Annotated in this window: 22 protein-coding genes and 1 rRNA gene; 11 read left to right on the forward strand and 12 right to left on the reverse strand. The window is 64.5% G+C overall.

All coding sequences use genetic code 11. The features are described 5' to 3' along the window. Window positions 1-247 precede the first annotated feature (247 nt). A 5S ribosomal RNA gene (rrf, locus tag J8I87_RS29115) occupies window positions 248-361 on the forward strand. Window positions 362-497: 136 nt separating this feature from the next. Here rrf and J8I87_RS29120 read toward each other — a convergent pair. After that, window positions 498-1,496 carry a LysR family transcriptional regulator gene (locus J8I87_RS29120; RefSeq protein WP_209935581.1) on the reverse strand — a complete coding sequence of 333 codons (999 nt, stop codon included), beginning with the start codon at window positions 1,494-1,496 and terminating at the stop codon, window positions 498-500. 197 nt (window positions 1,497-1,693) lie between these two features. On the opposite strand from J8I87_RS29120, the gene J8I87_RS29125 reads away from it, so the two are divergent. The 3 genes from J8I87_RS29125 to J8I87_RS29135 all read left to right on the forward strand — a co-directional run bounded on the left by J8I87_RS29125 (window position 1,694) and on the right by J8I87_RS29135 (window position 5,995). Further along, window positions 1,694-3,871: an FUSC family protein gene (locus J8I87_RS29125; RefSeq protein ID WP_209935582.1), complete on the forward strand. Its 2,178-nt coding sequence runs from the start codon at window positions 1,694-1,696 to the stop codon at window positions 3,869-3,871. Window positions 3,872-4,139: 268 nt separating this feature from the next. Beyond that, entirely contained in the window at window positions 4,140-4,361 is a 222-nt protein-coding gene (locus J8I87_RS29130; RefSeq protein ID WP_209935583.1) for a hypothetical protein, read from the forward strand. A gap of 119 nt (window positions 4,362-4,480) precedes the next feature. Continuing rightward, window positions 4,481-5,995, forward strand: coding sequence for an acetyl-CoA hydrolase/transferase family protein (locus J8I87_RS29135; protein WP_209935653.1), 1,515 nt, complete (start codon window positions 4,481-4,483; stop codon window positions 5,993-5,995). Between the two features lie 29 nt (window positions 5,996-6,024). Here J8I87_RS29135 and J8I87_RS29140 read toward each other — a convergent pair whose 3' ends face one another. Further along, complete coding sequence (locus J8I87_RS29140; protein WP_209935585.1) at window positions 6,025-7,185, reverse strand: metallophosphoesterase; 1,161 nt, start codon at window positions 7,183-7,185, stop codon at window positions 6,025-6,027. A gap of 329 nt (window positions 7,186-7,514) precedes the next feature. On the opposite strand from J8I87_RS29140, the gene J8I87_RS29145 reads away from it, so the two are divergent. After that, the gene (locus J8I87_RS29145; RefSeq protein WP_209935586.1) at window positions 7,515-7,829 is read left to right on the forward strand and encodes a hypothetical protein; all 315 of its coding nucleotides are present in this window, start codon (window positions 7,515-7,517) and stop codon (window positions 7,827-7,829) included. Between the two features lie 52 nt (window positions 7,830-7,881). Here the strand turns inward: J8I87_RS29145 and J8I87_RS29150 are convergent, their stop codons facing one another. After that, entirely contained in the window at window positions 7,882-8,466 is a 585-nt protein-coding gene (locus tag J8I87_RS29150) for a malonic semialdehyde reductase (RefSeq protein WP_209935588.1), read from the reverse strand. 160 nt (window positions 8,467-8,626) lie between these two features. Here J8I87_RS29150 and J8I87_RS29155 point away from each other — a divergent pair, with 160 nt between their 5' ends. After that, entirely contained in the window at window positions 8,627-9,220 is a 594-nt protein-coding gene (locus J8I87_RS29155; protein ID WP_209935655.1) for an alpha-ketoglutarate-dependent dioxygenase AlkB, read from the forward strand. Window positions 9,221-9,285: 65 nt separating this feature from the next. Here J8I87_RS29155 and mdcH read toward each other — a convergent pair whose 3' ends face one another. The 8 genes from mdcH to J8I87_RS29195 are packed head-to-tail and all read right to left on the reverse strand — an operon-like array spanning window position 9,286 to window position 16,416. Continuing rightward, entirely contained in the window at window positions 9,286-10,221 is a 936-nt protein-coding gene (gene mdcH, locus J8I87_RS29160) for a malonate decarboxylase subunit epsilon (RefSeq protein WP_209935589.1), read from the reverse strand. Beyond that, complete coding sequence (locus J8I87_RS29165; RefSeq protein ID WP_209935590.1) at window positions 10,221-10,934, reverse strand: malonate decarboxylase holo-ACP synthase; 714 nt, start codon at window positions 10,932-10,934, stop codon at window positions 10,221-10,223. The genes mdcH and J8I87_RS29165 overlap by 1 nt, the downstream gene beginning before the upstream one ends. Beyond that, window positions 10,934-11,761 carry a biotin-independent malonate decarboxylase subunit gamma gene (gene mdcE, locus J8I87_RS29170; protein WP_209935591.1) on the reverse strand — a complete coding sequence of 276 codons (828 nt, stop codon included), beginning with the start codon at window positions 11,759-11,761 and terminating at the stop codon, window positions 10,934-10,936. The genes J8I87_RS29165 and mdcE overlap by 1 nt, the downstream gene beginning before the upstream one ends. Beyond that, window positions 11,758-12,660, reverse strand: coding sequence for a biotin-independent malonate decarboxylase subunit beta (locus tag J8I87_RS29175; RefSeq protein WP_209935593.1), 903 nt, complete (start codon window positions 12,658-12,660; stop codon window positions 11,758-11,760). The genes mdcE and J8I87_RS29175 overlap by 4 nt, the downstream gene beginning before the upstream one ends. Beyond that, window positions 12,657-12,971: a malonate decarboxylase subunit delta gene (locus J8I87_RS29180; RefSeq protein WP_209935595.1), complete on the reverse strand. Its 315-nt coding sequence runs from the start codon at window positions 12,969-12,971 to the stop codon at window positions 12,657-12,659. The genes J8I87_RS29175 and J8I87_RS29180 overlap by 4 nt, the downstream gene beginning before the upstream one ends. Window positions 12,972-12,976: 5 nt before the next feature. Beyond that, window positions 12,977-13,933: a triphosphoribosyl-dephospho-CoA synthase gene (locus tag J8I87_RS29185; RefSeq protein WP_209935597.1), complete on the reverse strand. Its 957-nt coding sequence runs from the start codon at window positions 13,931-13,933 to the stop codon at window positions 12,977-12,979. 4 nt (window positions 13,934-13,937) lie between these two features. Next, window positions 13,938-15,626: a malonate decarboxylase subunit alpha gene (gene mdcA, locus J8I87_RS29190; RefSeq protein ID WP_209935598.1), complete on the reverse strand. Its 1,689-nt coding sequence runs from the start codon at window positions 15,624-15,626 to the stop codon at window positions 13,938-13,940. Window positions 15,627-15,633: 7 nt separating this feature from the next. Further along, window positions 15,634-16,416, reverse strand: a complete 783-nt coding sequence (locus J8I87_RS29195; protein ID WP_209935599.1) for a GntR family transcriptional regulator — start codon at window positions 16,414-16,416, stop codon at window positions 15,634-15,636. A 178-nt stretch (window positions 16,417-16,594) separates the two neighbouring features. On the opposite strand from J8I87_RS29195, the gene J8I87_RS29200 reads away from it, so the two are divergent. Next, window positions 16,595-17,902, forward strand: a complete 1,308-nt coding sequence (locus J8I87_RS29200; RefSeq protein ID WP_409518815.1) for an MFS transporter — start codon at window positions 16,595-16,597, stop codon at window positions 17,900-17,902. Window positions 17,903-18,732: 830 nt separating this feature from the next. Here the strand turns inward: J8I87_RS29200 and J8I87_RS29205 are convergent. Beyond that, window positions 18,733-19,653: a DMT family transporter gene (locus J8I87_RS29205; RefSeq protein ID WP_209935658.1), complete on the reverse strand. Its 921-nt coding sequence runs from the start codon at window positions 19,651-19,653 to the stop codon at window positions 18,733-18,735. Window positions 19,654-19,780: 127 nt separating this feature from the next. On the opposite strand from J8I87_RS29205, the gene J8I87_RS29210 reads away from it, so the two are divergent. The 4 genes from J8I87_RS29210 to J8I87_RS29225 all read left to right on the forward strand — a co-directional run bounded on the left by J8I87_RS29210 (window position 19,781) and on the right by J8I87_RS29225 (window position 23,409). Next, window positions 19,781-20,677, forward strand: coding sequence for a LysR family transcriptional regulator (locus tag J8I87_RS29210; protein WP_209935600.1), 897 nt, complete (start codon window positions 19,781-19,783; stop codon window positions 20,675-20,677). Between the two features lie 281 nt (window positions 20,678-20,958). Further along, window positions 20,959-21,630: a hypothetical protein gene (locus tag J8I87_RS29215; protein ID WP_209935601.1), complete on the forward strand. Its 672-nt coding sequence runs from the start codon at window positions 20,959-20,961 to the stop codon at window positions 21,628-21,630. Between the two features lie 248 nt (window positions 21,631-21,878). Continuing rightward, window positions 21,879-22,709 carry an arylamine N-acetyltransferase family protein gene (locus tag J8I87_RS29220; RefSeq protein WP_209935602.1) on the forward strand — a complete coding sequence of 277 codons (831 nt, stop codon included), beginning with the start codon at window positions 21,879-21,881 and terminating at the stop codon, window positions 22,707-22,709. A 22-nt stretch (window positions 22,710-22,731) separates the two neighbouring features. Continuing rightward, window positions 22,732-23,409 carry a methyltransferase family protein gene (locus J8I87_RS29225; protein WP_209935604.1) on the forward strand — a complete coding sequence of 226 codons (678 nt, stop codon included), beginning with the start codon at window positions 22,732-22,734 and terminating at the stop codon, window positions 23,407-23,409. Window positions 23,410-23,480: the final 71 nt, after the last annotated feature.

A 23,480-nucleotide genomic window follows, 5' to 3' on the forward strand; every position in this document is an offset into this window, starting at 1 on the left:
TGCACGCGCAGTAATGCGCTCAGCTAACTGATACTAATTGCCCGTAAGGCTTGATCCTATAACCGGTGTGTTTTGCGGTCATGGTGAGTGCTTCAGCATTGACCAGGACCTCGCCCCTGAAAGGGGTAGCGCACCAGGTTGAGACCGGTGTTGTGCCAGACTGAACAACACAACCCCCACACGCTTTACGCTTCTTCCCGATTGGCTGTGGCGCGAACACCAAAGCGCGACGCAGCAACCCGTCATGCCTGATGACCATAGCGAGTCGGTCCCACCCCTTCCCATCCCGAACAGGACCGTGAAACGACTCCACGCCGATGATAGTGCGGATTGCCCGTGTGAAAGTAGGTAATCGTCAGGCTCCTTACCCCATGCACCAACCCCGCCCTCAAAAGCGGGGTTGCTGCGTTTACGGCGCCGGAAAGAGTCCTGCACCCGGTTTCCAGCTTCAAAAGGCCGCTTGGCGAGCGGCCATGCACATTCCAGCTCACCTCCCGTTAGCGCTTTACCTCCGGAGCAAAAGCTCCCACACCGCCCTCTTGCAAAGCACTTCCGGCCGAGTCTTGCTGTCCGACTTCGCCCAACAAAGTCACGTCGCGGGCAATGACCTTCGGCAGATGCGTCCGCAAGAACTCCACCCACGTCCGGGTTTTGGCGTCGATGAATTTGCGCGATGGATACAGCGCATAAACGTTCATCTTCTGCAACGTGTATTCCGGCAGCACGCGCACGAGCGATCCCGTTCGCAGGCCATCGATAGCCGCGTACAACGGCAGCATCCCGATACCCATGCCTTCTCGAATCGCGACGATTAACGATTCGGCGATATTCACCTGGACGGGACCACTCACCTCCAGGACTTCACTGCCGTCGGGACCATCGAGTGTCCATTCGTTGCTCGGAAAAGCAGGCGTCTTGAGTAGCAAACAGTCATGATGCAAGAGATCGGCGGGCGTTTTGGGCGCATCGTGTGCATGAATGTAGGCGGGCGACGCGCAGAGAATGCTGCACGTCGTTCCAAGCAGTAACGACACGAGATCCGAGTTGGGCAACGTCGACGCACCAACGACGGCCACATCCGCGCTGCCCTCGAAGAGATCCGGCATTTGCTGTGAAAGCGTCAGTTCGACGGCGACCTCGGGGTACAGCGCGCGATATCGCGAAATCGCAGGCAACACGTAATGCTGTCCGATGCTGGCGAAACTATGCATCCGCAGAACACCGGACGGACGCTCATGTGCGCCACTCGCTTCTTCTTCCGCATTGTCGATGTCAGCAAGAATCTGCTGACATCGCTTCAGATATGTTTCGCCGGCAGTCGTCAGGGCGAGACGCCGTGTCGAACGGTTAAGCAGCCGCGTCCGTAGATGCGCCTCGAGTTCTGAGACTGCGCGAGACATTGCGCCTGTCGTCGTATTGAGCGACTGTGCCGCACCAGTGAAACTGCCGGCTTCGACGACGCGTACGAACACCCGCATGTTTTGCAACGTATCCATCAGTTCTTCTTGATTGCTATCAAAGCGCTATTTTCCGCCTATTGTGGGTCGCCATTGTTGTGTGTTCTGGAAGGGTTGTTCACCACGCGTCTTATTAATTCACGCGTCGTCGGCTCCTACAATCGGCACCTTTAGAGCAGGAGTGCGCGAGCCTATTGGCGCATTCCTCCGAGAAGGACCCACCGCGGTATTAAGCCATGAAACGCCAGTATGCGATCAAGCAACCGTCGTCCGATGCTTTCGGATGGTGGACTGGCATAGCGCGCGCGATAGCGGATGCCGGCAAAGACTGGGCGACCACCGACGGCCTCGTCTGGCTTCACCTGCTCAAGACGGTAACGGCGGCGCTTCTTGCGCTGGGCATCGCGATGCTGCTCGAACTTCAGCAGCCTCGCACCGCGATGACGACAGTGTTCGTTCTGATGCAGCCTTTCAGCGGCATGGTGCTCGCGAAGAGCTTTTATCGGATTCTCGGGACGCTCGCCGGCATGCTGGCCGCGCTGTTGCTCGGCGCGTTGTTCGCGCAGCAGCCCGAGCTTTATATGCTCGGCATCACGGCCTGGATGGGCGTGTGCGTGGCGGCGGCGGTCCGGTATCGGCATTTTCGATGGTACGGCTTCGTGCTGGCTGGTTACACGGCTGCGTTGATCGGCATTCCGACCGTGATGCAGCCGAACGGCCTGTTCCTCGCCGCGTTGACGCGCGCTGCGGAGGTGGCGATCGGCATCATCTGTTCGGCCGCCGTGAGCGCGCTGATCGCGCCGCGCCGCTCCAGCCTCGCGTTGCAAAATGCGCTGCAATCGAGGCATGTCGATTTTACTGCCTTCGCCGTGAAGGTGCTGGGTGGGGCGGTCGAGCGGGGCACGTCTGAGCGCTATTTCGCCGACCTCGTCGACGAGGTGGTGGGCTTCGAAGCGACGCGTGCGTTTGCGGCGTTCGAAGATCCCGGCATGCGTTCACGTAGTCAGGTGCTTGCAAGGTTGAATCACGAGTTCATGGATGTTTGCGCGCGTCTGCACGCGCTGCATCAACTGAGAAAGCGTCTGCGAGATAACCAGTCGCTTCAGGTCGTGCAATTGACCGCGCCATATTTTGACGAACTGTCGCAATTGCTTGACGCGCACAAAGAGCGACGCTTCGATTCCTCTGATGCCGCCCGCCTTGCCGTCAGACTCAAGCGTTTCCAGGCAATGCTTTCCGCCAGCATGCGCGCCACGCGGCGTCCGCTGGAATCGAGCGAGCCGCAATGCCTGCCTGACTTCGATACGGCGGGCGAGTTGCTGTACCGCTTCGTCGTCGAGTTCATTCGATACATCGACACATACGCGTCGCTCGCGACCAATCACAATCCGGCCCGCGAGCGCCCGCCCGTGCGCTATGTCAGCCGGACCAACGGGTTCGTCGTCGCATGCACGTTCGCGCGCACGGCGGCCGTGATCGGAGCCGTCAGCTGGTTCTGGATCGCCACGGACTGGGCGAGCGGCGGGTTGGCCGTGATCGGCGCATCGCTCACGTGCGCACTGACATCGTCAGCCCCGAATCCCGTCAAGCTCGCGCTGCAGATGACCGTCGGCGCGGCGTGCGCAACGGTTGCGGGCTATCTGGTCACCTGCTACGTCTATCCCGCTATCGACGGCTTCCCGCTCCTCTGCGCGATGCTCGCGCCCGTGCTCGCAGTCGGCGTCTTGTTTGCGTCGCGGTCGAAGACATCGGGTTATGGGATCGGCTTTACGGTGTTTTTCTGCCTGCTGGCCGCGCCCGACAATGTCGTCGTGTTTGCGCCCGATCTGCTGATCAACAACGGCATCGCGATCGTCGTCTCGATGCTCGTCGCGGTGATCGGTGCCGCCGTCGTCTTCCCCGTGCAGATGCCGTGGCTGATAGCGCGCATCGAGGGCGACTTGCGCAACCAGGTCACGCTCGCCTGCACGGCACCCGTTGCGGGGCTCGCGCAGCGCTTCCAATCGAGCACGCACGATCTGATGCATCAGTTGCGCATGCTGTTGCCACAACGCTCGCGACGGCATCGCTACGCGCTCAGATGGATGCTCGTGACGCTCGAAGTCGGCCACGCCGCGATCGATTTGCGCAGCGAGATCGAGCGCGCCGCTTATGCCGCTGACGTGCATACGCGCTGGGGAGGGTCTCTCGATCGCGTGACGCGAGATCTGGCGCAGCTTTTCGAACAGCCGGACAAGGCGAATGTCGAGCGCGCGCAACTCTCCGTGCGCGCGGCGATACGCGTCGTGCAGCAAGTACTGGAAGCCGTCCATACGGACCGCGAGAAACGGCACGATCAGCAGCGCATCCTCAGTTGCCTGCACTTCATTCGCACGACGCTGCTGGATAAAAACGCGCCATTCGACGCGCGCTAAATCCCGCCGCCGCGTGCATCACCGCGCGCGCAGCCCAACACATGCTTGCGTCGACGAGGCTCGCGCAAAACCCGCCCATTTTCACGCTGAATCTCCCGCCGGGCCGAATCCCCATCCGCGCGTGCGGCGTGCGTGCCAACACCTGGGCACGGCATCTTGACGCTGCCAAGAAGAATGTCTTCCAACCGCCCCTCTTAATCAGCGGCGAGCGCAGTCATATATTTAAGTCACTGCTTACGCAGACACTCAAACAACGGGAGAGATTGAAATGAAAGCGCTGAAGTTCGTCCTGATTGCCTGTTCGCTGTCCGCTGCTGCCCTCGCGCACGCGCAGACGGCGCCGGCGGACGATAACGCGCAGCAGGTTGCCCAGGCGCAAGCAGCACGCGTCGCTCAACCCGAAACGCAGCGTCGCGCCGCTCAGCCGGCGAACAAGGCCAATGAGTGTGTCGGTCCCGTCAGCTACTGCGTGATGTATTTCGGCAGCTAACCAGAGCGGCATCACCAGCACCCGCGAACACAGCATCGAGCGGCGACGTGACGACGCACACCCATAACAACACGTGCGCCGCGGTTGCCGCAAGCGTGACATCGGAGAGACTTTCATTCATGTACGAAGACCGGATTCGTTGTGCCGCGTTGCGCGGCAAGATCACGTCGGCGGCGCAGGCAGCGTCGCTGATCGACAATGGCATGCGCGTCGGCGCGAGCGGATTCACGCGCGCGGGCGACGCGAAGGCGGTGCCCGTCGCGCTCGCGGAACGCGCGCGCAACGAAGGCAAGCCGCTGCGCATCACGCTGATGACGGGCGCGTCGCTCGGTCATGGCGTCGATAGCGTATTGACGGATGCCGGCGTGCTCGCGCGCCGCTTGCCGTTCCAGGTCGACAACACGCTGCGCAAGGCAATCAATCGCGGCGACGTGATGTTCGTTGACCAGCATCTGTCGGAGACCGTCGAGATGCTGCGTGCCGGTCAGCTCGGCAAGCTGGATGTCGCGATCATCGAAGCCGCCGCGATCACTGAAACGGGCGGCATCGTGCCGACCACCTCGGTTGGCAATTCGGCGAGCTTCGCGATTCTCGCGGACAAGGTCATCGTCGAAATCAACCTGGCGCAGCCGCTCGCATTCGAAGGTCTGCACGACATCTGGATTCCCGGCCGCCGTCCGCATCGCGATCCCCTGCCGATCGTGCGCCCGAGCGATCGCGTCGGCACGACGGCAATCGAGATTCCGCCCGAGAAAATCGCCGCCATCGTCATCACCGACAAACCCGACAGCCCGTCGACCGTGCTGCCCGCCGATGAAGAGACCGCGCTGATCGCCGGCCATCTGATCGAGTTTCTGCAGCATGAGGTGTCGCTTGGACGCATGCCTTCTCCGTTGCCGCCGTTGCAGGCGGGCATCGGCACGATCGCGAATGCGGTGCTGGCCGGTTTCGCCGAGTCGCCGTTCGAGCCGTTTTCGATCTACTCGGAAGTCTTGCAGGATTCGACTTTCGATCTGATGGACGCGGGCAAGGTCACGTTCGCGTCGGGCGCATCGATCACATTGTCCGAAAAGCGCCAGGCACAGGTGTTCGGCAATCTTGCACGCTATCGCGACCGGCTTGTGCTGCGTCCGCAGGAAGTCAGCAACCATCCGGAAGTGATCCGCCGCCTTGGTCTGATCGCGCTGAATACGGCGCTCGAGTTCGACATCTACGGCAACGTGAACTCGACGCATGTGGGCGGCACGCACATGATGAACGGCATCGGCGGTTCGGGCGACTTCGCGCGCAATGCGTCGTGCGCGATCTTCGCGACGAAGTCGATCGCGAAGGACGGCGCGATTTCGAGCGTCGTGCCGATGGTGCCGCACGTCGACCACAACGAACACGACGTCGATATCGTCGTGACGGAAATCGGTCTCGCGGACCTGCGCGGACTCGCGCCGCGCGAGCGCGCGTCGCTGATCATCGACAGGTGCGTGCATCCGCTGTACCGCGATCTGCTGCGCGACTACTATCGCGACGCGCTGCGCTTCGGCGGTCAGACGCCGCATGCGCTGCGCGAAGCGTTCGCGTGGCATGCGCGGTTTCAGGAAACCGGCTCGATGCTGCCGGGCCAGAAGCTCACGGCATGATGCATTGAGTCGGACGACACAGACGGGTGTCAGGCGCCGCTGCCGACCAGACGCAAACGCGTGATTTCCGACGGCGCGCCCAGACGCTTGGGTGGTCCCCAATACCCGGTGCCGCGGCTCGTATAGACCCACAGGTTATCGAGCCGCGACAGACCGGCGACATACGGCTGTTGCAGCCGCACCGCAAAATTCCACGGAAAGAACTGGCCGCCGTGCGTGTGGCCGGACAGCTGCAGCGTGAAGCCGGCATCGGCGGCTGCTTCCGCCGTGCGCGGCTGATGCGCGAGCAGCACCTTGATCAGCACGTCGCCGGGGGCGCCTGCGAGCGCCGCGGCGGGATCGCTCTCATGCGCGGGATCGAAGTGACCCGCTGAATAATCGGTGACGCCCGCGATCACGGCCTGCGCGCCGTCATGCTCGACGACGACATGCTCGTTGAGCAGCACGTGCAGGCCGAGCCGCTGAAACTCCGCGATCCACGCGTTGGCGCCCGAATAGTATTCGTGATTTCCCGTCACCAGATACGCGCCATGCCGCGCGCTCAGGCGCGACAGCGGCAGCGTGTGATCGGAGAGATGCTCGACGGTCCCATCGACGACATCGCCCGTCACCGCGATCAGATCGGGTTTCAGCCGATTCACGGCATCGACGATCGCATCGACGTAGCCACGCTTGATGGTCGGGCCGACGTGAATGTCGCTGATCTGCACGATCGTGAAGCCATTCAGCGCGCGCGGCAGGTCGTCGATGGGCACATCGATCGACACGACACGCGCGCGGCGCCGCGCATTGAAGAAGCCGATGGCCGTCGACAGCAGCGCAAGCAGCGGCACGGCGATTGCACTGTCGATTTGCCAGCGCGCCGGATCGAGCGTCGGCGGCGAGATCGCGTCGATGATCAGCACGACGAGCAGCAGCAGTTCGCGCGCGAACGTCAGCACGAGCAGCGACGAGAACAGGCCCAGCGCCACCAGTCCCACCCACGCGAGCCGGTCGCCGAGCGGCTGCCGCTGAATCGTGCGAGCAATCATGCCGATGGGAATCAGCAGCACCGACAGCACGAGCCACAGCGCGCATAGCCACTTCACTGCGAGGTCGACGGGCAGTTCCGGAATGATCCGGATGCCGACATACACATGCAGCAGGATGCCGATGACGATGAGCCGAACGAAAAACGATAGGCGGTGCATAGGTGGGAGCAGGGCGCTGACGGAGCGCCGGACACGAGTCGCGGGAAGCGCACGCCGGCACACGGACGGCGGTCAATCATTCTACAAGCAGTTTCGCGCGCTTGCCGAAGGCGGGCGAATAGCTTGCCGCGCAAGCATCAGAGACGCGTTGCGTTGCAACAGACAAGCGTCGCAAGTTCTTCGTGATGCCTATTAAACGAATATTGAATTGAGGGCGTGAACGGACTATTCTGAAAGTGAGCACGACTGCCAACGGCGAGTCATTTCTGCCAGCGACGGCCGCGCGCGCTTGATCGCCATATCGGATTGCGGTTGGGGGAGGGCGAAACATGAAAGCGACAAAACTCGCGCATCGTGAGCATCACATCGGACACGAAGGCAGCCACGTGATGCTGCCTATGTTCGTGCTGTCGCTGATGGCAGTCGGCGTCTACTACGGCGTCCGCTACATCGATTTTTCCGAGCTTGGGCGCACGGCGCTGTTCTATGTCGTGATGGTGTTCGTCGCGCTGGGCGTGGCGGGTCTCTTCGGCGTCGTGGCGGCATGGCTGCGCTCGCGAGGCGACGAGGCCGAAGAGGGATTCTGCTTTGTCGGCGCGCTGGTGGGCGCGATCGTCTTCTATGTTGCGCTGCTAAGCAACTGACGTTGCCTTCGCCTGCGAGCCGCCGGCCCACGTCCGTCACCGCCCGCGAGCTTCAGGCGATCTGCGCCGCTTCGTCGAACGTGAAGCGCGGGCTGCGCGGGAAAAGTTTCGACGGATCGCCATAACCGAGATTGATCAGAAAATTCGATTTGATGGTCGTGCCGGCGAAGAACGCCGCGTCCACCTTGGCCTTGTCGAACCCCGACATCGCGCCCGTATCGAGGCCGAGCGCGCGCGCCGCCATGATCAGGTAGCCGCCTTGCAGCGTCGAGTTGCGAAACGCGGTATCGGCGATGGCCGCTTCGTTGCCCGCGAACCAGCTGCGCGCATCCGCGTGCGGGAAGAGCTTTGGCAGATGTTCGTAGAAGGCCATGTCCATGCCGACGATCGCCGTGACGGGCGCGGCCATCGTCTTTTCCAGATTGCCTTCGGACAATGCGGGCCGCAGCCGCGCCTTGCCTTCGGGCGTCTTCACGAACACGAAACGCGCGGGGCTCGAATTGGCCGACGTCGGACCCAGCAGAACGAGTTCGACCAGCTGCTTCAGCAGCGAATCGTCGACGGGGCGCGCCTGCCAGCCGTTGTGCGTGCGGGCGGTGCGGAACAGTTGATCGAGTGCGTCATCGGAAAGCGTCATGATGGTGTGCTGATCTTGAGTGAAGAGTGAATACGGTTGCGGAAAGACGAATGAAAGCGCAAGTCGCACGGATGACCCGTCGCGGCGGCTCGTCCGATAATAACTGCTGTGCCGATTGAATGAGAGGTTTCGCGAGCGCGCGCTCGCGGTTCGCAAGATGATGTCCGCTGATCTTTTCGACGATGTGCCGACGCCTGACGTCGCGTGGTTCCCCGACTGGCTCGCGCCCGATGCCGCCACGCGGCTGCTCGCGCGGATCGTGGAAGAGGTGTGCTGGCAGCAGGACACGATGTTCACGCCCGCCGGCCGCGTGCCGTTGCCGCGCCTGACCGCGTGGCAAGGCGAGCCCGACGCCGTCTATGTGTACTCGGGTATCCGCAACGTGCCGTCGCCGTGGACGGCCGCCGTCGCGGAACTGCGGGACGCAGCCGAAGCGACGACCGGCGCGTCGTTCAACAGCGTGCTGCTCAATCGGTATCGCAGCGGCGCGGACAGCATGGGCTGGCACGCGGACCGCGAGCCGGAACTCGGCAAGGAGCCCGTGATTGCGTCGGTGAGCCTGGGCGTCGCGCGCCGCTTCGATCTGCAGCACAACAAGACGGGCGTCGTGCAGTCATATCAGTTGAAGGGCGGCAGCCTGCTGGTGATGCGCGGCCGGACCCAGGCCGAATGGCGGCATCGCGTGCCGAAAGAGCCGAAAGTGCAGGGCGAGCGCGTGAATCTGACCTTCCGCTTCGTGACGCCGCGAAACTGAGGCGCGACGAATTGCTATACGCGCATTAAGAAAAGTAAAAAATTTATGCGCATAAGGAATCGAATTCAGGCGGCCGATTCGATACGGCGATGAACGGTCGGCGCGAGGCGCTCGAAGGGCAGCGTGCTCGCTGCGAGCGCGGCCGCGTCCGGATACCGCTCGCGGACGATATCGGTCAGCACCTGGCCGGGCGGCGCTTCGACGAACACCTTCGCGCCCATCTCGACCATCAGCGTCAGCGCATCGAACCAGCGCACCGTGTAGCGCATGTTCATCGCGAGGTCGTCGCGCACAGCATCGGCCGTATGCAGCGCGCGGCCGCCGCGATTGCCGATGTACAGGCTCGACGGCGCGCGCAACGGCACGTTGCGTGCGTAGTCCGACAGCGCGTCGGCGGCTGCGGCGAGCAGTTCGCAATGCGACGGCACGCTGACCGCAAGCCGCGTCGCCTTGCGCGCGCCCGCTGCGAGCGCGCGTGCGTTGAACGCATCCAGCGCATCGTTCGAACCTGCCACGACGATCTGGCGTGGCGCATTGACGTTGCCGACATAGATGCGCCCGTCGGCAGTGCGCGCCTGTTCATCGGCGAGGCGCTCGACTTCGTGCTCGGTGAGCCCGGAAATGGCCGCGAGCCCATAGCCGCTCGGGTACGCGGCTTCCATCAACTCGGCCCGCTTGCGCACCAGCAGCAGCGCATCGGCGAAGCCGATCGCGCCGCAACTGACGGCCGCCGCATACGCACCCACCGACAGACCCGCGCTGACTTCGGGCACCAGTCCTTCCGCTTCGAGCGCGCGCCGCATCGCGACGCCTGCCGTCAGCAAGCCCGTTTGCACGGCGACCGTCGATTCGAGAGCCGCGCGCGTGTCGAGTGTCAGTACATCGATGCCGAGCACCTGCGAGGCTTCGTCGAGTGTCGCCTGAATCGCGGCATGCGCGCCGAGGCGATGCAAGTAGCCTTCCGTCTGCGCACCCTGGCCGGGAAAGAGATACGCGAGCATCAGCGGCACGCCTCTGCGTGTTCGCGCGCCCACGGATCGGCGACGAGCCGCGGACCGCTTGCGTGCCGCGCCATCACGCGCGCCTTGCCGGATGCGTATTCGGCGAGCGCGACGCCGCCTGCGGGCGTCTCGAGTTGCGCATCGATGCGAATGCCTGTGTCGACGGCATGCCCGGCGAGCATCGCATGGATGCGCGTCGCGTCGTCGCGTGAAAGATGATTCGGCGTCCGTATCAACAGATCGAGATCGCTTGTGGCCGTCACGGTCGGCTGAAGTGTCGCGAGTTCGAATCCCGCACTGCCCGTGGGGCCCCATGCAAGATCATCCAGACGGGAGCACGCTGTATCGCGAAGCAGCGCATCCAGCGCGATAAACGCGGGCAGCGCGCGACGCTGCGCCACGAGCCGCGTTGATCCTTCTGACAACAACGCCTCGGGCTTGACGACAGCCTCGATATCGCCGCACCGCGCCCACGTCCCGTACCGCTCGTTGCGCGCCGCGCCGCGCACGCCGACGGCGACGAAACCGGCCGCCGCCAGCGCCCGCCTCACGACGACGAACGGTGCGCGGGCGAAGGCATCGCGTACCCACGCCGGTTCGTCGTCGAAGGCTTCCAGATGCCGCAAGCGCAAGATGTCATGCGCTTGCCAGCGGATATCGCCGGCAGCGCGCACATCGCCGGGCGCAAATGGAGCGGCTGCGCACACGCGCATTACGCTGCGTCCCACTGTTCGGCGAGCCGCCGCCGCACTTCGATCGACGCGGCGCGCGTCTGTTTGGCCGCATCCGATTCCAGCCGCCGCGCGAGCCCGTGCTTGTCGGCGCGCGCGCTCTGGATCGATTCCGCGAGCACGCCGCGCACGCGTTCGATCTGCGCATCTGTCGGCGCATCGGCATCGACATCCTTGATCAGGTTGTCGAGCAAGCCGAGCTTCGCGAACGACGCCATCGTGTACGACATCGGCGTGATCTTTTCGCCGAGTTCATCGAGTGCTTCGACCGTGCGGCGCGTGACGCGCGCGGCCGCTTCCTTGCCCATCGCGTGAACCATCGTGCCGGGCGCATCGAGCGCGACGATCCGGTTCGCCTGATAGCCGTGCGCGAGGAACGCGCCCGACATCGCCGGTCCGACGATCAGCGCGATGACGGGATGCCCGGCATCGCGCGCGCTCGCATAGGCGTCGACGGCGGACGCGCAGGCCAGATGGATGCCGAGCGTCTCTTCGCGATAGCCGTACGCCTGGCTCTTCACATCGACGATTGCGACGATCGGGCGCTTGCGCGCCGACGATGCATCGCGCGCGATCGTTGCGCGCACCGTATGCGCGAGCCGCCAGCCCTGTTCGAGCCCGACGACGTTCTCGCGTGCGCGTGGAAAGCGGTTATCGGGGTCCGGCACGACGGCGAAAAAGCTCACCGTCTCGCCGCCGAGCGACGCCTCGCCGGACCAGACAGGGGCAGCCGTCGCGGTATCGCCGGCGAGCGCCTCGAACCAGCGCATGCCGCGCGTGAGTGCCTGACTGTGGGTCGTTGCGTTCATCGTTGATCCTTGCGCGGCGCGGCCGCCTCGTTTGCGTTGAAGGTGGCGTCGAACACCTCGCGCATCGTTTCGGGCGACACGTTCGACGGATCGATGCGCGCGAGCCGCTCCAGATACACGGGCACCTGTTCCGTGCGATGCGCGGCCGGCACGCCGCGCGCAAACGCGTCGACAATCGCCGCGCGGATCGCGTGCGCGTCGTCGTCGACGAGCGCATCCGCCAGTCCCGTCGCCACGCGCTGTTCGCCGCCGATCATCTGCCACACGCGGCGCCGGTCGCTCGCATCGAGTTCTTCGATGCCCGCTTCCTGCTCGATCACTTCCGGTCCGTTCATGCCGAGCCGACCCTGCTTCGTCGCGATCAGGTAAGAGCACAGCCCGGCCGCGAGCGACATTCCGCCGAAGCAGCCGACCATCCCCGCAATCACGCCGATGACGGGCACGTGACGCCGCAGTGCGACGATCGCCGCCTGGATCTCGGCGATCACGGCAAGCCCGAGATTCGCTTCCTGCAGGCGCACGCCGCCCGTTTCAAACAGCACGACGGGCCGCACGATCTTGCCGCGCTCGCAGTCGCGCAACGCCAGTTCGAGCGCCGCCGCGATCTTGCTGCCCGACACCTCGCCGATGCTGCCGCCCTGGAACGCCGACTCGATCGCGGCGACCACGGCAGGCTCGCCGCCGATCGTGCCGCGCGCGATCACCGCGCCGTCGTCGGCCTGGCAGACGATGCCCTGCAAAGGCAGCCACGGCGATTCGATACGGTCGAACGGCCCGAGCAGCTCGCGGAACGTGCCGTCGTCGAGCAATGCGCGCGCGCGCTCACGCGCAGGCAGTTCGATGAAACTGTCGCGCAGCGCGGGCATCGACGGCGCGTTCGGAATCGTCACGGTGCTCATGCGCCTGCTCCCTTGCCCGAGGCCTCGGCGGCTTCGACGGCCTCCGCGAGACGCAGCGCGACGACGCCGGGCGTCGCGCCGAAGTCGTTGATCTCGATCTGCGCGGCGCCGTCATAGCGCGTGAAGAAGCGGTCGAGCACGCTCTTCCAGATATGCCCGTAGCCGTCGACGCTGGTGCGCACGGTCACGGTCGCCTTCAGTGCGCCGGCGGGCGACAGCAGCACTTCGAGATCCCCCGAGCCGACGACGCCCACATGGGCGCGGGTCGAGATCGCGCGTTGCGCCGGATAGTCGAATGTCATCTGTTCCATCAGTTTCAGCTCCCGCTGGCCGCGTGTTGCGCCAGCTTGTCGATGAAGAGGGTGGCGGCGAGCAGATCGGCTGCGCCGCCGGGAGAAGCGTTGAGCGACAGCAGTTCGCCGTCGAGCGCGGCGAGCGCCGCGCGTCCCGCCGCAGTCGATACGCCGCCCGCCGCGAGCACGGCGCGTGCGCCGCGCTGGCCCGCGTGCAGACCCGCAAGGCCGGCGCGGTGCAGCAGGCACGTATCGTCGAGCGAGGCCATGATCGCGAGCAGCGTGTCGAGACGCGCGGCGTCTTCGCCGATGCCTTTCGCGCGCGCCGCGCGCAATGCGGGCAGGCCGATGTCGAGCGCATGCGGAAAGCCGTCCTGCGCTTCCTGCCGCGCGCCGCCGACCTGGAACCGGCGGCGCACGCGCTCGCCGTGGCTGTCGGCGCAGTTGCCGAAGCGGTCCGGAAAGCACGCGATCTGCGCGCCGAGCTCGCAGACGTGCGCGGCGGCAGAGCGCGCATGCGCGGGCAGGGCGGTCGAACACGCTGAAGCGTCGCCGGCGAACACGATGGCCGCGCCCGCGACCAGCAGGCCGATGATCCATATCGCGCCGCGATGCGCGTTGCTGCCGTTGGTCGCGCGCATCATGTCCTGTTCGCCGGCGCGCCCGATTTGCGCGAGCTCCGCGCGCAGCGTCGCGGACGGCATGCGGCCCCGCGAGGCGCTCGCGAGGGCCGCGAACGTCGGTTCGAGCGCGCGCGCCGAACGCAGCATCAACGACAAGTCCAGATCGCGATGCGCGCCGCTGCCGCGCGCGTCGACGAGCGCGGGCTTCGGCGTCAGTTGCGCCTCTTCGATCAGCGATGCGACGGCAAAATGCGCGAGGGTCGCATCGGAGAGCGCGGCGTCGTGCCCGTCAAAGTCACGCGCGTTCGCACGACGAAACGTGACCGCCGCGAGCGGGATGGCAAGCTGGACGGCCATCGCGTCACCAGCTGCGGAAGCGCGCCGGCGGCGCGTAGAGCCCGCCCGACCATGTAACGAGATCGTCGATGCTGCGCGCCGCGAGCAGCGAGCGTTTCGCTTCGCCGCGGCGGATGCCGAGATCTTCCGGATACGCGACGACGCCTCTGCGGCGCAGCTCGGCCGTCTTTTCCGGCTTCGCGCGCAAGCCGATCGGCGTCACGCCGGCCACGGCCGCGACAGCCGCGCGCCGTTCGTCGATGCCTTGCGCCTTGTGCAGATGCGCGATGCCTTCTTCCGTGACGACATGGCTCACGTCGTCGCCGTAGATCATCACGGGCGCGACGGGCATGCCGCTCTTCTTGCCGACGGCGACGGCGTCGAGTTCATCGACGAAGGTCGGCTCGCCGCCTTTCTTGTACGTTTCGGCCAGTTGCACGACGAGCTTCTGGCCGCGCGACACAGGCCCCTGGTCCTTCAGCAGCTTGAGCCACGCTTCGCTCGAATGACGCCGTCCGCGCGGATCGTGGCCCATGTTCGGCGCACCGCCGAATCCCGCGAGCCGCCCGCGCGTCACCGTCGACGAATTCGCATCGCCGTCGATCTGCAGCGTCGAGCCGATGAAGAGATCGACGCCGTATTGCCCGGCGAGCTGGCACAGCACGCGGTTCGAGCGCAGCGTGCCGTCGTTGCCCGTGAAGAACACGTCGGGACGCGCTTCGATATACGCCTCCATGCCGACCTCGCTGCCGAAGCAATGCACGCTGTCGACCCAGCCGGATTCGATCGCGGGAATCAGCGTGGGGTGTGGGTTGAGCGTCCAGTTGCGGCAGATCTTGCCCTTGAGTCCGAGCGATTCGCCATAGGTCGGCAGCAGCAATTCGATCGCGGCCGTGTCGAAACCGATGCCGTGATTCAGCGACGTGATCCCATACGGCTCGTAGATGCCCTTGATGACCATCATCGCCGTCAGCACCTGCAGATCGCCGATATGGCGCGGATCGCGCGTGAACAGGGGCTCGACGGCGAACGGCCGGTCGGCCTGCACGACCACGTCGACCCACGACGCGGGAATATCGACGCGCGGCAGTTCATCGACGATCTCGTTCACCTGCACGATCACGATGCCATGCCGGAACGCGGCCGCTTCGGCGATGGTCGGCGTGTCTTCCGTATTCGGGCCGGTGTAGAGATTGCCGTGACGGTCTGCTTTTTCCGCGCACAGCAACGCGACATTCGGCGTGAGGTCGACGAACATGCGCGCATACAGTTCGACGTACGTGTAGATCGCGCCGATTTCGAGCTGGCCGTCTTCCAGCAGTTGCGCGACGCGCAGGCTCTGCGGACCGGCAAACGAGAAATCGACCTTGTGCGCGATGTTCTTCTCGAACAGCGTCAGGTGTTCCGGGCGGCTGATGCTGGAGATCAGCAGATGGACGTCATGCACCTTCTGCGAATCGACCTGCGCGAACGAGCGCGACAGGAAGTCGGCCTGCTTCTGGTTGTCGCCTTCGAGCGCGACGCGGTCGCCGGGGCGAATCAGGATTTCCAGCGCATCGACCATGCGCGCGGCGGGCAGGATGCCGTCTTTGAGCCAGGGCTCGATCGCGGCGAGCCTGCGGCGCTTCTCATCGCGTTTGGTGGTCCAGGAGCGCGCGGGCGCCGCCGTTGCCTGTGCCAATCCGAGCTTGGCTGACTCGACTCGCTGATTCATCGGTGCTTCAACTCCCGATAGTGGTTGGAGTGCGCGCGGGCCGTCCGCGGCGTCTGCGCGGCGTGGCCGCGGCGGCTTCGGCCTGCGCGCGTTCCGTCAAGAAACGGTAGACCAGCTCGCCCGTGCCCAGCAGGTGGGCGGAGATGAGCGACTGGGCGGCGGCGATGTCCTTGCGCTCGACGGCGGCAAGGATCGCCTCGTGTTCGGTGTCGGACTCGCCCTTGTAGGCGGGCAAGCCGAACTTCAGTCTCAGGTATCGCTCGCCGCGCCGATGCAGCGCCGCGATCATCTCGGCGAGCTGAGGACGGTTGGCGGGCGCGTACAGGCACGTATGGAACGCCTCGTTGCGCGCGACATAGAGCGCGGGGTCGGGCTCACGCTCGGCGGCTTCACGCAGCGACGCCGCTTCGCGCAGCGTTTCTGGCGTGTGGTTCGGAATCGCCAGCGCGATCGCGAGGCTTTCGAGCGCCGAGCGGATCTCGTAGATCTCGCGCGCTTCGGCGGGCGTGAGCCGTGCGACCGTCGCGCCCTTGTTCAATTCGACCTTGACCCATCCTTCCGTTTCCAGCAGACGCAGCGCCTCGCGCACGGGAATCGCGCTGACCGAGAAGTGACGCGCGATCGCGTCCTGACGCAGCGGCGCGCCCGGCTCGAGCGTGCCTTCGACGATCGCCGCGCGCAGCGCCTCCGCGATCATGCGCGAAGTGCTGGGCCGCGGAGCGTTGGCCGTCGGCAGAAAAGGGACGCGCGGTGCGCTGTCCAGGGGAAAACCATCGGTTGCGTTGCTCATGACATCAAATATTATATATAAAAATGCACAATTTCTAGCGGGACAAACCCGGGGTTTTCGTAGAGGCACGGCGCTTCGGGCTTCCTCTCACAGCCATGCGGCGGGCCGCATGCAAGGGCAGCGCGGGTGTCGTGACGGTCACCCAATCCAACCGTAGTACGTGGAGGAGCAGGAGCAAATGATGAATTCTTCGATATCGGACCGTGCACGGGTAGTGCGGCAGAAGACGCCGCTGAACCGATCACAGATTGCCGGATTTTGGGGCGCGTGGGCGGGCTGGACGCTCGACGGGATGGACTCGTTCATCTACGCGCTGGTGCTCACGCCGGCGCTGACCGAGCTGCTGCCGCGCTCGGGCTATGCGGCGACGCCCGCGAACGTCGGCCTTGCAGGTTCGATTCTTTTTGCGCTCTTCCTCGTGGGCTGGGGTTTGTCGTTCATTTGGGGGCCGCTTGCGGACCGTTTCGGTCGCACGAAAGTGCTGGCGGGCACGATCTTCACGTTCGCGATCTTCACGGGCCTGTCGGCGACCTCGCATAACGTGTGGGAGCTCGGCATCTACCGCTTCATTGCGGGCGTCGGCATTGGCGGCGAATGGGCGCTGGCGGGCACCTATGTCGCGGAAGCGTGGCCTGAGGACCGGCGCAAGATGGGCGCGGGTTATCTGCAGACGGGCTACTACGCGGGCTTTTTTCTGGCTGCCGCGCTCAACTATACGATCGGCGTGCACTTTGGCTGGCGCGCGATGTTCCTGACGGGCGCCGTGCCTGTGTTCGTCGCGATCATGATCCTGACGCGCGTGAAGGAATCGGAGAAGTGGCAGAAGGCGGAAGCGCGCGACGTGGTGCACGTGAAGCCGATGCGCGAGATTTTCGGGCCGACGTATCGCCGCCGCACGTGGGTGATGTGCGCGCTGTTGACGATCGCGATCATTGGCTTGTGGGCGGGCGCCGTGTATGAGCCGTCGGCGGTGATTCAACTGGCGACGCGCGCTGGCATGGCGAAACCTGACGCGATCAAGATGGCCTCGATGGCGACGGGGCTGCTGTCGATCGGCACGATTCTCGGCTGTCTTGCGTTGCCGACGCTTGCTGAGCGCATCGGCCGCAAGAAGACGCTCATGATTTATTTTGCGGGCATGGCTGTGGCGATTATCGGCAGCTTTGGCTGGGCGTTCTATTTGCCGAATGGGCTTGCACCGTTTATCGCCTGGTTGTTCGTGCTTGGATTCTTTGGTGGCAACTTCGCGTTGTTCAGTTTGTGGTTGCCGGAACTGTTTGAAACGCGCGTGCGGGCGACGGCGTTTGCGTTTTGCACGTCGTTTGGGCGATTCGTCGGGGCTGGGGTGAATTTTCTGCTCGGGGCGGCTGTGCTTAATATGCACACATTGGGCGTGCCCGTTGCACTGACTGCGCTCGCGTTCATTGCTGGGATCTTTATTATTCCGTTGGCACGGGAGACGCGCGGGGAAGCTTTGCCGCAGTGAGCCTTTTGATTCGGTTTTGTACTGCGGTTTGTTTTGCCGCTGTCGCAGGCATCCGCGATAGCGGTTTGTTTTGCCGCTGTCGCGTGCATTCGCGATTGCGGTTTGTTTTGCCTTTGCGCGGGCATCCGCGATAGCGCCTCGCGGCGCGGGCGTTGCCCCTGTGCGGGGCGGCACCTCCTTTCTTTGCCGCGGCAAAGAAAGGAGGCAAAGAAAGCCGCTCACACCGCCAATGCTTGACCGTTACCCACGGGCCCTCAACATCCCGATGTTTATCGCGGCAGTGTGCTCGCCCACGCCCGTTGCCCACGCACTGATTGCGCCTCACCCGCTTCATGCACCCGCATAGCAGACCACGCCCTCGATTATCCCGTGCCCCCATGCGGCAAACCTATGTGGGCCGTCGCGCCATCAGATCACCTTCGCTGCGTGACGTCTCTGCACAGTGCGAGCGCTGCCCCGCGAGGCGTGACAACCGACATACGTTTGCCGCATAGGGCACTGAAATACCCGGAACGGTAGGCCCTGTACGAGCGCGTGAAGCGGGTGAGGCATTCAATCAGCGCGTGCGCAACGGGCAAGTTCAGCACGCTGCCAAGCGAAGCGCGGGGACGTTGAGAGCCCGTGGATAACGGCCAAGCATTGGCGGGGTGAGCGGCTTTCTTTGCTTACTTTCTTTGCCGCGGCAAAGAAAGGAAGTGCCGCCCCGCACAGGGGCGACGCCCGCGCCGCGAGGCGCTATCGCGGATGCCAGCGACAGCGGCAAAGCAAACCGCATCGCGGACGCCATCGACAGCGGCAAAACAACCACCAGCGTCGCAGACAAAAAACCTTTATCGGTCCACTTGCCGCCGATTCAAACCAAAACCCAACACCGACACCAACGGCCATCCAAGATTCACACCAAGGCTGGCGAGAACAATCAACCCCATCCCGCCGCACTGCGGCAAAGTCAGCGCGCGCCCATAAACGATGGCATCAACGGCGATGGCCGTCAGCGGATAAACAAACAGCAACACCGCGATGACAGGCGTCGTGAGCTTCGGCAGCGCGCCATAAATCAGCACATAGGAGAGCCCCGTGTGCAACACACCCATGCCAATCAGCCAGAACCATTGAACGGGCGCGATGTGCTCCGCGCCAAGCGGCGCAATAAACGGCAGACATACGACCCCAACCGCGCACTGCGCCAGCGTCAGCAGATGCGGGCGCATATCACCCAGACTCTTCGCGATCAGCGTGACGCTCGCATACAGCACCGACCCCGCCAACGCCTCGCCAATCCCGATCAGATAACTCGAATGGCCCTGCATCGATCCCGCCCCCGCGACGCCCGACGCCAGCACCAGCCCGACGAACGCCGTCGCGATCCAGCCAAGCCGGTCGGCACCAAGGCGCTCGTTGAAAAGCGCCGCGCCGATCAGCACGACCCAGAACGGCTGCACATGAAACACGACCGTCGCAACAGCAATGCTCGTGCGATGAATCGCATCGAAGAAGCCCACCCACTGCGTCACCATCAGCACGCCTGAAATCGTCGCGAGCAGCACCGTGCGCCGCGTGAAATGACGTCGTGCGAAATAGCCTCGCCACGCGCAATACGCGGCAAGCGAAATGAAACCGAACAGACAGCGAAAAAACACTAGCGTCAGCGCGCCGAGCCGCGCTTCCTCGACGAACACGCCAATCGTGCCCATCAGCAGGCCGCCGCTCGCGAGCGTGAGCGCGCCTTGCTGGCTTCGGCTGAGCGACAGCGACGAAAGCGGCGATAAAGACATGGCGAATGGTTCCTCGACGTCGAATGCGTCAAAGTATCGGCGGCTTGCCCCATCGTGACAAACGAATAAAATTGAGAAATTCCATAAGCCAGATTGATAAATCATGCACCCCGAATTCAATGTCGATCTGCTGCGCACTTTCGTCGCCGTCGTCGAGGCGGGCAGCTTCACGAAGGCGGCCGTGACGGTGCACCGCTCGCAGGCGGCGGTCAGCATGCAGATCAAGCGGCTCGAACAGATGCTCGGCACCACGCTCTTTGCCCGCGATACCCGCAATCTGTCGCTGACGCGCCCCGGCAATACGCTGCTCGAATACGCGCGCCGCGTGATCGATCTGCATGAGGAGGCGTGGTCCGCGATCGTGCGGCCGGAAGTGAAGGGGCGCGTCGTGCTCGGTGCGCCCGACGACTACGTGTCGTCGTTGCTGTCGCCCGTGCTGCGGCGCTTTTCGAATCTGTATCCGCATGTCGAGATCGAGATCGTCTGCGCGCAGAGCACGGCGCTCGCGCCGATGCTCGCCGACAACAAGATCGACCTCGCATTCGTCACGCGCGACCGCAAGCTGCGCGGCGAATTCGTACGCAGCGAGCCGATGGTGTGGGTCGGCGCATCGGCGGATACGCCCGTGCTCAAGCTGTCGCCGCTGCCGGTGGGACTGTATGAGCCGGGCTGCGTCGCGCGCGCCAATACGCTCGCCGCGCTCGATCGCGCGCGCATCCGTTATCGCGCCGCATACAGCAGCGCGAGCCTGAGCGGACTCGTCGCGACGGTCGATGCAGGTTTGTCCGTAATCGCACTCGCGCGTTGCAGCGTGCCGTCGCGGCTCGCGATCCTCGGCGCCGAGCACGGCCTGCCCGTCATCGAGCCGCTCGATATCGTCGTCGCGCGCAGCGCGAAATCGGACCGGCCGACCTGCGACTATCTCGCGGCGCAAATGGTGCAGGATCTCGCCGTGCGCACGAGCGCCCGTGAGACGCGGGAAACGCGCGCCAGAGCATGAAGCAGCAATGTGTACGGTGCTTAAGTCATATCCACGCCGAGGCTGTGGCGTCGCGCGCACGGTGAGCCTTTTCCAGCAGCAGGCGAGCGTTTTGCCCGGCGTCGTAGCGTCAGACGAAAGCGCGAACGCGCGCCGCGGCGGCTGGTCGAAGCGAGACGATTCGCACACGCTCGGCACACGATCCGCGCCCATCGCGCCCATCGTGGATATGACAGCAACCAACTCACATGGGCGCGAGTACGGCTCCAGCGAGCCAGCTTCCGTCGACAGGAGGGCCAGCCATGAAGACACGCATCTTTTCCGCCGCGATTATTGCCACCGGCCTGTTCGTGACCAGCGCAAGCTTCGCGCAACTGAACCTGCAACAGTTCGGCATCGGCGGTGGCAATTCGTCGGGCAACGCAGGCACGGCCCCTTCGTCGGGCGGCATCTCGCAGCTTTTGCAGAACTACGTCGGCGCGAATCGGCAGGTATTGAGCGGCCAGTCAAGCCTCGCGTCGGCGATGGGGCTTTCCGGCGCGGCGAGCCAGGCCCAGCAGGCGTCGGGACTGCTGAGCGGCCTCACGCCTTCCGTCAGCCAGTTGTCGCAGGTCGGCAGCACGCAGCAGTCGCTGTCGCAGACGCTCACGCAGGCGTTTGCGAGCCGCTCGTCGGACGCGTCGGCACCCGTCGACAAGCAGGCGTTCACCAACGGTCTCGCGTCGCTCGGCCAGGGCGTGAGCCAGTATTCGAGCCTGCAGTCGAGCCTCGGCAGCATCGGCCAGATGAATCCGGCGTCGCTGTTGCAATCGGGCATGAATCCGCAGACGGCGCAGGCCGCATCGTATATCGCGCAGTCCGCGCCGGGGCAGTTGCAGTTGCTGGCGTCGACGTTGAGTGCCGCCGTACAGTTCGCGACGAGCCACGGCATCAGCGTGCCTTCCATTGCGGCTGCGGCGCTGAAAGGCTTTTGATGCGTGCGTCCGATGCAGGCTTCTGACGCGGATTGCAGCGCGGTGTGATGCGTCGCGCAGCGCACGCGCGATGCGGCGCTCTCGCGCGCATCCGATCCGCATCCGATCACCTGTTCGCGAAAGGGCTTTCGGATGTGAGGGCTTGGCGCACAGCGCGCGTCATTGACGGTACGCTTTCGACGATCCCGCGTTTCGCATGCATCGCAGACAATCGACGGGCAACGCACAAACATAATGAAGGAGCACCGATGTCCAGCACTCTCGATCTCGACCGCTATTTCAGGCGCATCGGCTACACGGGGCCGCAGGCCGCGACGCTCGACCTTCTGCGCGACCTGCAACGCCTGCATCCGCTATCCATTCCGTTCGAAAACCTCGACCCGCTGACAGGCCGGCGTGTCGATCTCGAACTGCCCGCGCTCGTCGACAAGCTGATCGAGCGGCGGCGCGGCGGCTACTGCTTCGAGCACAACGGGCTGTTCGCCCGCGTGCTGATGCAGCTCGGCTTCGACGTGACGCCGATGATCGCGCGCGTGCTGTGGGGCCGCGAGCCCGACGCGATCACGCCGCGCACGCATATGCTGATGCGAGTGAGCGTCGACGACCAGCCGTGGATCGCGGACGTCGGCTTCGGCGCCGTCACGCTGACGTCGCCGTTGCGTCTGCAGACGGGCATCGCGCAACAGACCACGCACGAGCCATTCCGTCTCGCCGATGCATCGCAGGGCGCATTCGATCTCGAAGTGCAGTCCGGCGAGACGTGGCTGAAGACCTATCGCTTCGATCTGCAGCGCGCGGAATGGATCGATTACGAAGTGTCGAACTGGTACACGTCGACACATCCCGGGTCGTTTTTCACGACCAGTCTCGTCGTGTGCCGCGTGACGCCGGAAGGGCGGCTCACGCTCTTCAACGACCGGCTCACCGCACGTACGAAGGATGGCGAAGCGATCGAGCGACGGATCGAAAGCGCGCATGAACTCGAAACCTGTTTGCGCGATACGTTCCTGATCGAACTCGCCGATATCGACGTCGCGGACATCTACCGGCGCGTGTCGACGGCAGGCGCGCCAGCCTGACGCGAGCAGCGCAGCAAGCACGATGATCGCGCGGCTCTTCGTTCAGACGTCGTTTTGGCTCGCGGGCATGGGCGTCCTGCTGTTTGGCGCGGCGGGCACGCTCGCGTGGCCGGGCGCGTGGTGCTATCTGATCGAATTGGGCGTGCTCGGCCTGTGGGTCGGCGTGTGGCTCGCGCATTACGATCCTGCGCTACTCGCGGAGCGCCTCGGCCCGTTCTCGCAGCGCGGACAGAGCACGTGGGACAAGATCTTCCTCGCGTGCGTCGCGATCGTGTGGTGCGCGTGGCTCGTGTTGATGGGTCTGGACGCGCGCCGCTTTCATTCGTCATCGTTACCCCCATCACTGCAAGTTGCCGGTGCGCTTGCTATTCTCGTCAGCATGGTGGCGATGCGCTCAGTGTTCCGCGCAAACAGCTTTGCTGCGCCCGTCGTGAGAATCCAGACGGAGCGTGGCCACAAGGTCAGCGACAGCGGACCGTATGCATACGTGCGTCATCCGATGTACGGATGGGCCATTCTGTTTCTCGCCGGCACGCCGTTGATGCTCGGCTCGTGGTGGGGCCTCGCATGTGTGCCGTTGCTGATCGTGGGGCTCGCTTATCGCGCGGTGCTCGAAGAGCGCATGCTGTGCGCGCAACTCGAAGGCTACGCGGAGTACGCCCAGCGCGTGCGCTACCGTTTCGTGCCGCATGTCTGGTGAACGCGCACCGCGTGTGCTTTCAACATGCTGTCGAACGTGAAGTCCGGCTTTCGAAAGGCCGCACTTTCTAC

It is taken from the genome of Paraburkholderia sp. LEh10 (assembly GCF_017814945.1).
In the GTDB taxonomy this organism is placed as follows: Bacteria; Pseudomonadota; Gammaproteobacteria; order Burkholderiales; family Burkholderiaceae; genus Paraburkholderia.